This window comes from Stieleria neptunia, from assembly GCF_007754155.1.
GTDB lineage: Bacteria > Planctomycetota > Planctomycetia > Pirellulales > Pirellulaceae > Stieleria > Stieleria neptunia.
Window position 1 is genome coordinate 9,429,199 of the sequence record NZ_CP037423.1, and the last position, 12,889, is coordinate 9,442,087.

General features: G+C 61.1%; 10 protein-coding genes. 4 read left to right on the plus strand and 6 right to left on the minus strand.

Going from position 1 to position 12,889, the window contains the following annotated elements; translation table 11 throughout:
* Positions 1-93: 93 nt before the first annotated feature.
* The 3 genes from glnD to Enr13x_RS32930 form a co-directional block, all read right to left on the minus strand.
* Positions 94-2,742 carry a [protein-PII] uridylyltransferase gene (gene glnD, locus Enr13x_RS32920; RefSeq protein ID WP_197455527.1) on the minus strand — a complete coding sequence of 883 codons (2,649 nt, stop codon included), beginning with the start codon at positions 2,740-2,742 and terminating at the stop codon, positions 94-96.
* Between the two features lie 279 nt (positions 2,743-3,021).
* On the minus strand, positions 3,022-3,360 hold the full coding sequence (locus Enr13x_RS32925; RefSeq protein WP_145391120.1) for a P-II family nitrogen regulator: 339 nt from the start codon (positions 3,358-3,360) through the stop codon (positions 3,022-3,024).
* A gap of 176 nt (positions 3,361-3,536) precedes the next feature.
* Positions 3,537-4,136 (minus strand): cob(I)yrinic acid a,c-diamide adenosyltransferase, encoded by a 600-nt coding sequence (locus Enr13x_RS32930; RefSeq protein ID WP_145391121.1) that lies wholly within the window; start codon positions 4,134-4,136, stop codon positions 3,537-3,539.
* A 104-nt stretch (positions 4,137-4,240) separates the two neighbouring features.
* Here Enr13x_RS32930 and Enr13x_RS32935 point away from each other — a divergent pair, with 104 nt between their 5' ends.
* A complete protein-coding gene (locus Enr13x_RS32935; protein WP_145391122.1) occupies positions 4,241-4,681 on the plus strand; it encodes a bis(5'-nucleosyl)-tetraphosphatase in 441 nt (146 codons plus the stop codon).
* 316 nt (positions 4,682-4,997) lie between these two features.
* Here the strand turns inward: Enr13x_RS32935 and Enr13x_RS32940 are convergent, their stop codons facing one another.
* On the minus strand, positions 4,998-6,683 hold the full coding sequence (locus tag Enr13x_RS32940) for a transglutaminase-like domain-containing protein (protein WP_145391123.1): 1,686 nt from the start codon (positions 6,681-6,683) through the stop codon (positions 4,998-5,000).
* A 371-nt stretch (positions 6,684-7,054) separates the two neighbouring features.
* Between Enr13x_RS32940 and Enr13x_RS32945 the strand changes: the two genes are divergently transcribed.
* Together Enr13x_RS32945 and Enr13x_RS32950 are read left to right on the plus strand one after the other, a co-directional pair.
* Positions 7,055-7,759: a hypothetical protein gene (locus Enr13x_RS32945; protein WP_145391124.1), complete on the plus strand. Its 705-nt coding sequence runs from the start codon at positions 7,055-7,057 to the stop codon at positions 7,757-7,759.
* Positions 7,760-7,819: 60 nt separating this feature from the next.
* A complete protein-coding gene (locus Enr13x_RS32950; protein ID WP_145391125.1) occupies positions 7,820-8,347 on the plus strand; it encodes an NADPH-dependent FMN reductase in 528 nt (175 codons plus the stop codon).
* Between the two features lie 506 nt (positions 8,348-8,853).
* Here Enr13x_RS32950 and nadD read toward each other — a convergent pair.
* The gene (nadD, locus tag Enr13x_RS32955; RefSeq protein ID WP_231743922.1) at positions 8,854-9,462 is read right to left on the minus strand and encodes a nicotinate (nicotinamide) nucleotide adenylyltransferase; all 609 of its coding nucleotides are present in this window, start codon (positions 9,460-9,462) and stop codon (positions 8,854-8,856) included.
* 246 nt (positions 9,463-9,708) lie between these two features.
* Here nadD and priA point away from each other — a divergent pair, with 246 nt between their 5' ends.
* Positions 9,709-12,249, plus strand: a complete 2,541-nt coding sequence (gene priA / locus Enr13x_RS32960; protein WP_231743923.1) for a replication restart helicase PriA — start codon at positions 9,709-9,711, stop codon at positions 12,247-12,249.
* A gap of 8 nt (positions 12,250-12,257) precedes the next feature.
* On the opposite strand, the gene Enr13x_RS32965 is transcribed toward priA, so the two are convergent.
* Positions 12,258-12,767 (minus strand): SET domain-containing protein, encoded by a 510-nt coding sequence (locus Enr13x_RS32965; protein WP_145391127.1) that lies wholly within the window; start codon positions 12,765-12,767, stop codon positions 12,258-12,260.
* Positions 12,768-12,889 lie beyond the last annotated feature (122 nt).

Consider the following 12,889-nt stretch of genomic DNA (forward strand, 5'->3'; position numbering starts at 1 on the left):
GCATTGTTAGCGGCACGGCGCGAGCGGGCCGTCGATTGAGTGAGCCGTGACGCGTAAGCGGCCGGGCAACCGCGGATTGCACTGCGGTTTCAATCATTCGTGTGAATCTTTTTCATCCGCGGAGATCACACCGAGCACGGCCGCCCGGACTTCGGCTTGACGCTCCTTGGTCTCCACTTGATGGCCGTCGTTTTCGGTCAAGTAGAACACGTCGGCGACCTGGTCCAAGTGCGTATCAATTTTGGCGAAGTGCAGCACCAGATTCAGATCAGAAAGCGCCGAGGCGACGCGGTAGAGCAAACCGGATTGGTCATAGGCGAACAGCGACAAGATGGTGAACCGATCCAAGGTCTCGTTGTCCAGGTCGACCTTGGTCGGCAACACGTTGACCGTCTCCGAATCGTCTTTCTTGCCGACCGACCACTTCCGTTTGCGTGCCGGCAGCGGTGTCTCCGGCGAATCGAGCAACTGCGTCACCCGCGCGGACACCGTCTTGACGCGTTTCGGCGGAGGCTGATCGGGGTATTCGGGATCGGCGACCCAGAACTCATCCCAGACGACCTCTTCCAAGCTCACGATTTCCGCGCGAAGGATGCCGATCCCGCAAGACATGAACGCGCCGGCGACCCTGGCGAAGATGCCGACCCGGGTGTCATCCTGGCGAAAGATGACGACGTATCGCATCGCCGAGGCGATCGGATCGTACTGGGCGAAACAGAGTGTCCGTTGGCCGGCATCCAGGGCCGCGGCGACGTGGATCAGCTGCGTCGCCAGATCCTCCGGCTTTTCCCGACGCAGCATCGACAACGGGATCTGCTTGAGCAACTGTAAACTGGTCCCCGCGGAATTCTCGTCCCCCAAGTATTCGCGGACCTGATGCCGAATCTCATCGGTCATCTCCGCCTGATCCGCATCCAAGTCACCGGTCTCGAAATACCGTCGGGTGCGTAAATAGAGATCCTCGATCAGCTTCATTTTCCAATCGGTCAGAACATCCGGGCCGACGGCCGCCAAGTCGGCGACCGCATGAATGATCAACAGTTCCAACCGGCGGATCGATCCGACTTCCTTGGCGAACGCGATGACGATCTCGGGATCGTTCAAATCGTGTCGAAACGCGACCGTGTTGACCGCCAAGTGTTTTAAGACCAGCCATTCCAAAATCTCAATGCTGCTGGCGTCCAAATCCAACCGCTCGCCGGTCTTTCGCGCGATCCTCGCACCGACGATGGAATGGTCCTCTTCGTATCCTTTTCCGATGTCGTGAATCAGCAGCGCCAGGTGCAACAGCGTTTTGTCTTTCAATCGTCGATAGCGGCGGCCCATGGCGGTCGGGTCATCGGCAAAATCGGTCGCCGCCTCGACGGCGCGAATGCAATGCGCGTCGACGGTGTACTTGTGATAGGCGTTGAATTGCAACAACCCGCGCGTTCGCTTGAACTCCGGAATCAACTGATCCAGGATTCGCAACTCGTGCAATCGATGAAGCAACGGCGCCAACCGCCCGCCACGACTGAGCAGCGACAGGAACGCGCCGACCGATTCGGCGTCCGGGGTGGACGGCTCGCGTTCCTGCATGGCCTTGCGAATCGTTTGCCAGGTGTGGTGCCCGATGCGCCGATTGTTGTGATTGGCCAAACTCATGAACCGCAAGATCCGCGGCAGGCTCAAAGCGAATTCCCGCAACTGAGACGCCTCGACCCAAATGTGAGTCGGCCCCATCAAAACATCGGTCCCGATTCGCTGGGCCCGAATCCGTTCGATGATCTGACCGATCAGCGGACGGCTGCGGTTGTCATCGGCAAAGAACCGGGCCGCATAGCGGACGTCCCGCGTGACATCAAAGTACTGCTGCATGAACGCTTCAACCGGCAGCACCCCTTCACGTCCTTTGTAACCCCATGCTTTGGCGATCACCACTTGCGTCGTTCGGTCCAGCACGTCCTGGGCTCGGTTCTCGCGAAAATGCAATTCGTTCCGCAACCGGATCAAAAAGTCATAGGCCCGACGCAGCATTCGGTAGTCTTCATCGGTCAGCGTTCCGAGTTTCAGCAGCCGTTCCAAATCCACTTCGCCGTACCTGGCGAATCCGATCCAGCGAATCATTTGAATGTCGCGCAACCCGCCGCGCGATTTCTTCAAATTGGGTGTCAACAGATAGTTGGTGTCCCCCCACCTGTTTCGTTCCTCGCGTCGCGCTTCGATCAGATCGCGAACCAGACGTCCGCCTCGGCGAACCGCTCCATGTCGCAACGATTGGAAGAAACGTTTAAACACCTTCAAGCTGCCGGCCAGAAACCGCGATTCGGTCAGCGAAGTAAAGATGACGGGGTCGGACCAGGACAACGAACAGGCTTCGCGGGGCGTCCGCAGTGCGAACCCGACGTCCAGCCCGATGTCGACCAGATCGCGCGTCAGCGCCTGGGCCAGTTTTTCGGCGACCGCGGTGGAACGCCCGCGGACGATCAGCATCAGATCGGCATCCGAGTACGGCGCCAGGTCACGACGGCCGAATCCGCCGTGGGCCACCAAGGCAACCCCCGCCGGATTCTCTCCACCAAAATGTTCGACACAGGCCTGATTCCAAACCTCCAGCACCAAGTCGTCGTAGAGGTCACTGACGAGGGTGGAAACCTGGGTCCCACGTGACCCCGCATCATGCTGACGGCGGCATCGCTCGCGTCCCTCGCGCAGCATCGCGCGGCCGCGTAGCACAACATCCGAGAGCGAAGAACCAGCCATCACGAACACGCCGCCTAGGGTCCAGGAATGCCGGCGTCGGAGGGTTCGCCGAGATTCGGGTGATCGAAATCAGTCCTCCCCTGGGCCGGCCAGCTTGTTGAATCATACCCGCATGCGTCAGCAACGAGCCCCGCGGCGCCCCACGCTGAAACGCGTGCGCCTCACAGGATCGCGTTTCCATCAACACGCCGCTTCATCAACACGCCGCCGCGACTCCGGCCGCGGCAGCTCGAACCCGAAATGCACCGTGCGGGAATCGCTTGGCAGGCCGCGCCCGCGTTAGAGCGCTTCTTCTCCCCGCTCGCCGGTTCGGATGCGGATCGAATCCTCCAGGTTGGTGACGAAGATCTTGCCGTCGCCGATTTGCCCGGTTTGCGCGGTTTGCAAAATCGTGTCGACCACCGTTTGCAGATTCTCGTCCGTACAAATCACCTCGATTTTGACCTTGGGCACAAAATCGATCGCGTATTCCGTGCCCCGATAAATCTCCGTGTGGCCCTTTTGCCGACCGAATCCTCGTACCTCGCTGACCGTCATCCCGTGGATGCCCTGGTCCGTCAACGCGTTTTTGACATCTTCCAATTTGAAGTGCCGAACGATGCCTTCAACTTTTTTCACGTTTATGCCTCGGAGGATGCGGCTGGAAATCCAGTCCCATAGGGTGAACTGAGGTCGTACTTGTACCGCCAAGTGAATCCCGGCAGCCTACTGTCGAACCTATTGTACACTCGCCGGCCGAACTCCATCCAGCGGGTATCACCCGAGAGCCGGCATCACCCGATGCGTGGCCATCGTCAACCCGGCCGCTGCCAGGGCACATCGCCGATCCCCGCCTGCGAATTCACTTCGCGTGAGAGCACAAACAGATAGTCGCTGAGCCGATTCAGGTAGACGATCACCGCGTCAGAAATCTTGACCCCCTGCTGATCGCCCAACGTCACCACACGGCGTTCGGCACGGCGGCAAACCGCCCGGGCCAGATGCAACATCGATGCGGCCTGGGTCCCAGCTGGCAGAATAAACTGCTTCAGGGGACTCAACCCGCTCTCGTGTTCGTCGATCCACGCTTCCAGACGGGCGACATGGGTCGTGCCGATCACCCGCAGATCGTGCTCGTCGGGATTCGGAGTCGCCAGTTCGGCACCGATCGAAAACAGCTCGCGCTGAATCAGCTCCAGCTGCTCATCGACGGCTTCACTCACGCCACTTGCCCCGCCCGATGAACGCACACCGCCCGATGAACGCACCCCGCCCAACGAACGCACACAACCCAACGCCGCATTGAGTTCGTCGACCGTCCCGTAGGCCTCGATCCGGGCATCGTCCTTGGAGACCCGAGGCCCCCCGAACAGACCCGTGCTCCCGGCGTCACCGGTTCGCGTATAGATTTTCATGTCCCACTCGCTCAAGTTCGTTCCAATCCTGTCGCCGTTCTTTTTAGGGCGATTCGCCCTGACGACAAGTCCGCTGCGGCAAAGAAAACTCAAACAACCAATCCATGACTGACCCCCTCGCATCACCGACCAAACGGGCCGCCGGCATGCTGCTGATCACGCGATCCCCGCCGAGACAATTTCTGCTGATGCGTCATCACGACCGCTGGGACTTGCCCAAGGGACATTGCGATCCCGGCGAAACCGATCTGCAAACGGCGATCCGCGAAACCGAAGAAGAAACGGGAATCTCCCCCGACTCCATCCAGATCGATCCCGGCTTTCGTTTCGAATTGAGCTATCCGGTTCAATACAAACGCCACGGCGACCAGGTCTTTCACAAAACCGTCGTCTACCTGCTCGGCTGGGTCGACTCGGCGTTCACACCGACCCTGACCGAACACCCGGGGTTTCAATGGTTCCCCTGGAACCCGCCGCACCGCATCCAAAACCAAACGATCGATCCGCTGCTGGACGCCGTCGCAATCCATTTGGAGCAGCAATAGCGGAACAATCGAAGCTTAAGCCGGTTAAGACTTTGGTCGTTCTTGGTTCCGTGGTGGATCAAGATTCACTCGGTTCGGACCGGCTGCAACAATCAATTCCGCACAGCCCAGGCAGAGCCCTACGCCGTGAACGACATTTTAGCGGTAGGGCGCGAGCCCTCCGGTGTGTTGGCAAAGCAGCGGAACCGGAGGGCTTGCGCCCTGCCGCTAAAACCTCGTCAAACACAGGACATAAATCGTTCACGGCGTAGGGCAGAGCCTGGGAACGAGGTGAAATCTTCGTACCTGTTTCCCGCGACGCCTCCCGAAGTCTGCGTCAGTCTGAGTAACTGGCACCGCGGATTTCGACGTCGATCTCGGCCAGCCGCCGGAAGACCTCGAAAAGCTCGGCATCCAAATCCGCGTCCCCGGCCGGTCGGCTGAGACACAGTTGATCGGCGCGGTTGATCTGGGACGTCATCGGATCGATCGAAATCCATCGCCCCTCGATCGACGCCACCACCCAGGCGGCCAGATGCATCGTCACGCGATTCTCCGCGGAACTTTCCGCCGCGTGGGAACGCGAGAGCCCGAACACGACCCGTGCCGGAATTTGCCTGGCGCGCAACAAGGCCGCAATCAACACGGCGTGATCCATCACACCGCCCTGCCCGCTGCGAATGATCGCCGACGCCGGCCGCAGCTCGGCTTGGGGGATCAACGACAAATTGTTCTGTGCCAAACGCGCCAGCTGTTCCATCAAGTCTCGCTTCGGCAACTCGCCGATCGCGCCGGCCATGCGGGTCACCGATGGATGGCTGACATCGATCCACTTCGTCGCGGCGGTATCGATCGGTTCGGCGACCGAACGGTCCGCTTCAAATCCCGTCGGCGTTTTCGCCTGCGTCGAAACCATCACCTGCACCGCATCGCCGCTGTGCCGCACCGATTGCCCGGCAACCGCCGGCAACGTCATCATCGCGGCCGGGTCCGGATCGGCCGGGCGGGTTTCGCCAGAACCCTCCGCGGATGTCGATCGCGAGGCATCGCGGATCACAAACGCGACTTCCGTCGGATCGGCGTCCGCCCGGAGCGAGCCGGTCACACTGAAATTGACTCGTCTGTCGTCAGGCCGATCGAACAACGCGTCGGCCGACGCCCGATCGGTCCGAAACGATTCCAGCCGCAATTCGAGGTGCAATGTTTTTTGGATCACGCCCTGATCATCGATCCAGACCACCAGCGAATCGACCTGCTGACCGTCCTGAAACGTCGACACCTCCACTTCGCGAAGTGTTTGATAGGTGCCGTCGAACATCGGAACCGACGCGTCACCGGTGCAATGCAATTCGATTAGCCCGATCGATTGCAACGATGGCATCAGGACCGGCAACCGGCGGGTTTCGCCCGCTTCGATCACACGTCGCCGCAGCGTCTGTTCCAGGGCGAACAACCCCCGCGTCTCGGCCGGCCAATCCAGTTGACGCCTTTCCTGCCCCGCCTCGCTGGACATCTCGATCGCCAGCTTCTGTGGACCGCGTGTCCCGCGTGCGGTCGAGGAGATCGGGCCGGCGTGAACGTCGCTTTGAAAACTTTCCAGCGCCCCTTCGACCGACTCGACACTCGTCAGCGCGATACGGCGAACAAAAGACGCCTTGCCGGTCCGAAAGATCAAACGCTCGATGCGACGGTATTCCACTTCGGTCGCAGCGGCCAACCGCACGCGATCGATCCGCGGTGTCGCTTTGATTTCGCTCACGCCCACCACCTGGCTGCCGAATCGGTAGACGTACCTCGCGTCCCATTCCCCCTCGAACGACTCCTGCATCGATGGGTCTGTGCTGGCGACCGCATCGACATCCGACCCAACGGCCCCCTCCGGCTCGGCGGGCGGCGGAGCGGGTTGCCCGATCGGCGGCCGCGGCGGAATCACATCGCCGCACCCCGACGCGATACACAGACAGGTGACGCACAGGCAACCGAACAGACAGACCAACCGGAGCGGATTCAAAACACGTGTCATCGGATTTCACTGAAAAAGAACGGATCGCGACGAGTCATCGCTGCCCTGCACTATATCCGGCGATCGCCCGCTATGGCACAGACGCAACATCGATTGCCCCGGGTCCCCATCGATCGCCCTGAACTGTTGCCTTTGGACAACGCCTTCAACCCTAGCGAAGGAGTCCGATTGCAGGGGTCGATCCGGTTGATCCGCCTGATCCGAACATGCCTCAGCGATTTCATGGGGCGGGATTTCCGGATTGGCGAAACGATGCGCCCGGACCATCACATGACCTAGCGTTGGCTGTAGACCGAGCGACAGCTTGCCTTCGCCCGATCTTCAACATTCCCGTGAACAATCCCCCCGCGCCAAGAACCGGACCGCCTGACATGGGCTTTTTGAAACGCATCCTCCGTAACAACACCGTCGAAGACACAGGGTCGATCTTCACACCGGGCAGCTTTGAAGCATTGACGGAGGAGGAACTGCAAACGCACATGGGGATCGACACCTATGGTGCCTTTGACCTGACCGATGCGATCCGCCCCTCGTATGACCTGCAAGTCGTGCCGCGCCAGGGATTCCGGTTTGACGAATACGTCGACGACAACAGCCAAATCCGCACGCCGGTCATCATGGCCGCGGCGACGCGGCATCGGATCATGGATCTGTTCCTGGATCTGATCGACCGACTCGGCCCCGTCGTCGATGTGGTGCTGGAAACCAGCCACCACTTTGCACCGAACCAACAGGACCTGTATCGAGAGCACATCGACGTGCCCGTCCTGAAAAGCATCCTGCTCGATCACGAAGACCTGCTGCTCAACGACGGCTGCACGGGGATCGCGGTGATCAACCCGGGACGACGCCAAGAGGTTCAGCTGGATGAACACAAACTGATGATCATCTACGGGCGGCCGCTGGAGCAATTTGAACAAACCTTGATTTCGTCGGACGTCTATCCCGACGAAAACATCAAGTTCATCACCGAAGCGGAACATGTCCACAGCAGCAGCGAAGCCTATTTCGACAGATTCAACACGCTGAAACACCGCCTGGGCATGGACAGCGACGACTTGTCGGGTTGCTGCTAGCAGCCTCTCTGAACTACGATTCGCGAAGTCATCCGCCTCGCCCCCCAGGACTTCGCCATCATGATCTTGGTCTTGAGCGCCAGCTTGAACCCTGGCAGCCGCAGCCGTATCCTCGCGAACGCGTGCCGAGAGCGACTTGAAGCCGCTCATCGAGACGTCGCCTGGTTTGACCTCTCCGCCACGCCGCTGCCGTTCTGCGACGGTGCGGCCGCCTACGGTCACCCCAAAGTCGTGGATCTGGGACACCTGATCGAAACGGCCGACGCGATCTTCATCGCCTCCCCGGTGTACAACTTCGATGTCAATGCGGCGATCAAGAACGCCGTCGAGCTGACGGGAAAAAAATGGACCGGCAAGGTCGTCGCGATGATGCTGGCCGCCGGTGGCGCCGGCAGCTACATGAGTGCGATGGGACTGGCCAACAGCCTGATGCTGGATTTCCGCTGCCACATCGTCCCCCGGTTCGTCTACGCGACCGGCGAATCCTTCGAAGGCGACAATCTGGCCGACGATGACATCCAGTCGCGCGTCGAGTTGCTCGTCACCGAAACCCTGCACCTGGCCGACGCCCTCAAAACAACGCCGTAGCAGGTTCATCAGGGACCGCCCAGCTCAAGGCGACCGCTTCTTCGGGGTACGACGGCCCTTCCGGACCGTCGTCCGGAGGGCTCGCCCCGACGACCCCTTGTTCGGGTACGACGGCCCTTCCGGGCCGTCGTCCGCAGGGCTCGCCCCGACGACCGCTTGTTCGGGTACGACGGCCCTTCCGGGCCGTCGTCCGCAGGGCTCGCCCCGACGACCGCTTGTTCGGGTACGACGGCCCTTCCGGGCCGTCGTCCGCAGGGCTCGCCCCAACGACCGCTTGTTCGGGTACGACGGCCCTTCCGGGCCGTCGTCCGGAGGGCTCGCCCCGACGACCGAGAATGGACGTCGTCCAACGGCCCGCTAACCGCATCACACTCAATCGACCAGATCGTTGGTCCTTCTCGCGTTTCGCGTCTTTCCCAAGTTGGACGGTCCCATCAGGCGATCCCCCGCTCGCTGCGAAGCAGCGAAAGCCGCGGCGAAAGCCTGCACACCAGCGCCGTTGGGACCTACCCCCGGTAAACCCCGTTGGCCTCGATGTAAGCCTCGACCGACCGCGGCACGCGGTGACGAATGCTGGTCCCCTGCGCTGCCCGGTCGCGTATCTCGCTGCTCGAGATTTCGATCAACGGCATCTCGATCACGCAGCGTCGAAAACGATCGATCCGGTCTTCACCGACCAGCCCGTCCAACACGGAAAAATCGATCGCCCCTTCGCCACCACGCTGTACCACCGCCAAGGTCACACGCGACAACAACTCCCCCGGCTGATGCCAGCGACGCATCGACGCCAGCGAGTCGCTGCCGATGATCAAAAAGAATTCGGCACCGACATGCTCCCGCTCCAATTCGGCGATCGTGTCGACGGTGTAGCTGACCCCCGCACGGTGCAGTTCCCGCGGGTCCACGTCGTGACCCGGACGCCCCGCGATGGCGAGCCGCAACATCTCGACACGCTGCTCGTTGGTGGCCACCGGCCCGCCGGGTTTCAACGGCTGGGTCGCCGTGGGTATCCACAGCAACCGATCCAGGTCCAAACGTTCCGTCGCCGACTCGGCGATCCACAAATGGCCCACGTGCACCGGATCAAACGAGCCGCCGAAAACTCCAATTCGCATCTGGGGAATCCGGTTGATCATCGCCGACGTTCGTTGTGTGCAGGATGTTGTGTGCAGGATGTTGAACCCCTGCCGCTAAAAAATGCTTCTCAGCATTGCCTTGCCTGGGTGCTCGGGCCGCGGCCATCACCTGCCTGGGGTGGTTCAAAAATTCTCGCGTTCCGATTCCCGTTTGACCACCCGTGTCAGCCCGAGTGGAACGATTCTTGAAAAGATCAGACGATCCAAAATCTCCAGGAATGCTCTATGCTGACAGGCGAAGCTTCACATCCCGACATTCCCGCCGGCCCGATTCCCATGCCGTCCGCCGTTCCCCCCCAGCGCCCCAGCGACACGCCCCGGACCGACACACGTCCAGCCGAGCCCGATGCCGGCGAAAACGACGCCGCGGCGGAAGTCTCCGGCAGCCTGTCGGCTCCCGGGTTCTTTGATGCCTGTGAGAACGCGGACGACGACTCACCCATCCCCGACGGCAAACCCGTCCCGGACCAGGCGACACAAGGCCAACTGTTCGAAACCGATCCCCCGCCCTGGGAACTGACCGTCCAGGAAGACGTGGCGGTCGCCAGCGTCGTCTTCCGCGATGCCCCCTACGGCCCCTACGACTACCGGATCCCGGCGGAACTGCGCGATCGCTTGCACCCCGGGATGCGGGTTCACGTGCCGCTGGGCCGACGAAAACGGCCGACGGTCGGTTGGTGTATCGAAACCAAACTCGGCAACCAGACCGGCAAAACACTCAGCGACGTTGCCGAAGTGCTCGACGATGCGCCGCTGTGCGATCGGCCGTTGGTGCGATTGGTGACCTGGATGAGCCACTACTATCAATCCCCGGCCGGGCAGGTGTTTGACGCGTTGATCCCTTCCAGCGTTCGCGCCAGCGCGGGCACGCGCGAGCGGACGTACCTGTCTCCCGCCCCCGCCAGTGCCGACGAATCGGTCGTCGACGCCCTGCCGGCCAAACAGCAGCGGGCGTTGCGATTGTTGATCGCCGCGGGGAAACCGATGACCGCGTCGCAATTGATGGTCCACGCCGAATGCACCGCCGGGCCGATCAACGCCCTTCGCAAGAAAGGGCTGCTCAGCGAAGACACGCGCCGCGAGATGACGACTTCGATGCCGACCCGCTGGCAAACCAGCGACGGAGAAAAAACAGAAACGCATGAACTGACCGACGACCAATCCAACGCGCTCGGGCGGATCACCGCGGCGCTCGATTCGGCCGCCGCCAAAACCCTGTTGTTGCACGGCGTGACCGGCAGCGGAAAAACGGAGGTCTACATCCGCGCGATCGAACACGTCGTCAAATTCGGCCGCGCGGCGATCGTGCTGGTGCCGGAAATCAGCCTGACGCCACAAACGCGGGGACGCTTCGAACGACGTTTCGCTTCGGTCGCCGTGCTGCACAGTCAGATGACGCCGGCCGAACGCCATTTCCAATGGCAACGCATCCGCCGCGGCGAAGTCCAAGTCGTGGTCGGCCCCCGCAGCGCCGTGTTCGCTCCGCTGCCGCGTCTGGGACTGATTATCTTGGACGAAGAACACGACGGATCATTCAAACAGGACAGCCAACCGCGTTACCACGCACGCAAAGTGGCCTTTGCCCGCGCCCAATCCTTGCAAATTCCGCTGCTGCTGGGCAGTGCAACCCCTTCGCTGGAATCGTGGTACGCGACCCAGTCCGGTCACGCCGAACTGATCTCCATGCCCTCCCGCGTGGGCAATCGCCCCATGCCAGACGTCCAACTGGTTGACCTGCGGATCAAGGACGAACGCTCTCGGGGCGGCGCGATCAGCCGACAATTGCACCTGGCCGTCAACGAAACCCTGCGGGAAAAAGGGCAAGTCATCCTGCTGCTCAACCGACGCGGCTTTGCGACCACGATCCAATGCCCGTCGTGTGGACACGTCGTCGCCTGCCCCGATTGTGAAATGCCGCTGACCCATCACCGCGATGGCGGCAAAGCGGTCTGCCATTACTGCGATTACACCATCGCCACACCGCCCTGGTGTCCGGAGTGTCGTTTTGACGGTATCCGATACGGCGGACTGGGCACGCAGAAACTGGAGGTCGAAGTCAAAAAGCGGTTCCCCGAGGCGCGCGTCGCGCGGATGGACAGCGACACGATGCGTCGGCCGGGCAGCCATCAAAAAGTCCTCTCCGCGTTTCGAAGCGGCGAACTGGACCTGTTGCTCGGTACCCAGATGATCGCCAAGGGCTTGGACTTTCCCAACGTCCTGCTGGTCGGCGTGATCAACGCCGACGCCGCGTTGCACTTCCCCGATTTCCGTGCCGGCGAGCGGACCTTTCAATTGGTGACCCAGGTCGCCGGTCGAACCGGACGCGGCAACCGCGGCGGACGGGTGATCGTGCAAACCTTTTCGCCCGAGCACATGGCCATTCAAGCCGCCTCGCGTCACGATTACTTGCAGTTCGCCGAAGCCGAGATCGCCAATCGGCGAAAATTCAATTACCCGCCGCTGGGAAGCGTCGCCCGGATCATCATCCGCGGCGCCGTCGAGGACGTCACCGAAGCGACCGCCAACTCCTTGCTGCAGCGACTGGAGTCGTCGCGCGAGCGGCTCGGCGCAGAAGTCCGTCTGCTCGGACCGGCCCCTCCACCGATCGCCAAACTCCGCGGCAAGTATCGCTTTCACCTGCTGCTGCAATCACTCGACCCGTTGCAACTGGGCGCGACGATTCGGATGGCGACCAAGACCTTCAAGATCCCCGAGAAAGATGACGTGCAATACGTGATCGACATCGACCCGATGGACATGCTGTAGCCGATCGACTACTTGGCCTTCTTCTTCCGCGCGGCCAACTTCTTCATCTTCTTCACCTCGTCCTGACCGACGACCCAACCGCGACAATCCCGCGAACCACATCGGCAGCGGGGAATCCAAGACTGGGCTTCCCACTGGTAATCGAAACAGATCTCGGTGCCCGGCTCGATGTTGCATCGAGCGATCAGTCCGTTGGTCGTGTCGGTGACCTGAATCAGGTCACAGTTGGGGCTGCAAGAGTGATTGATGAACGCTCCGGGGATGGTCGGTTCCAAATACCAATCGTCCTCCAAGTGCATGGCGTAGGTCGACCCATCGTATTCATCCGCGGGGATCAATTGCCCCTTGATTTCGATCACCAGCTCGCCGGGAAAAAATTGGCGAGATGCAAACACACCACACCCCAGTTTTCCGCCGTGATCATACACGTACACGTCTCGGTCTTCGTATTGACGATACCCGTAATCCTGATCGACCGCCGACTGAAGTTTCTTACGTCGTTTCTTTGACAGTTCCATGTCTCGTCCAAATCAAACCAATACAAGCTTAAAAACCAGGCAACTGGATTGCGTCGCCCCCGCGTCCAATCGCGATAAGATACCGACTTGGTCGCCGCAGGGTGAGTCGTAAACCACGACGC

Coding starts and splice junctions, on each gene's coding strand:
- glnD (WP_197455527.1), bottom strand. CDS start 2,742: ATGGCTGGTTCTTCGCTCTCGGATGTTGTGCTACGCGGCCGCGCGATG.
- Enr13x_RS32930 (WP_145391121.1), bottom strand. CDS start 4,136: ATGAAAATCTATACGCGAACCGGTGACGCCGGGAGCACGGGTCTGTTC.
- Enr13x_RS32935 (WP_145391122.1), top strand. CDS start 4,241: ATGACTGACCCCCTCGCATCACCGACCAAACGGGCCGCCGGCATGCTG.
- Enr13x_RS32940 (WP_145391123.1), bottom strand. CDS start 6,683: ATGACACGTGTTTTGAATCCGCTCCGGTTGGTCTGTCTGTTCGGTTGC.
- Enr13x_RS32945 (WP_145391124.1), top strand. CDS start 7,055: ATGGGCTTTTTGAAACGCATCCTCCGTAACAACACCGTCGAAGACACA.
- Enr13x_RS32950 (WP_145391125.1), top strand. CDS start 7,820: ATGATCTTGGTCTTGAGCGCCAGCTTGAACCCTGGCAGCCGCAGCCGT.
- nadD (WP_231743922.1), bottom strand. CDS start 9,462: ATGCGAATTGGAGTTTTCGGCGGCTCGTTTGATCCGGTGCACGTGGGC.
- priA (WP_231743923.1), top strand. CDS start 9,709: ATGCTGACAGGCGAAGCTTCACATCCCGACATTCCCGCCGGCCCGATT.
- Enr13x_RS32965 (WP_145391127.1), bottom strand. CDS start 12,767: ATGGAACTGTCAAAGAAACGACGTAAGAAACTTCAGTCGGCGGTCGAT.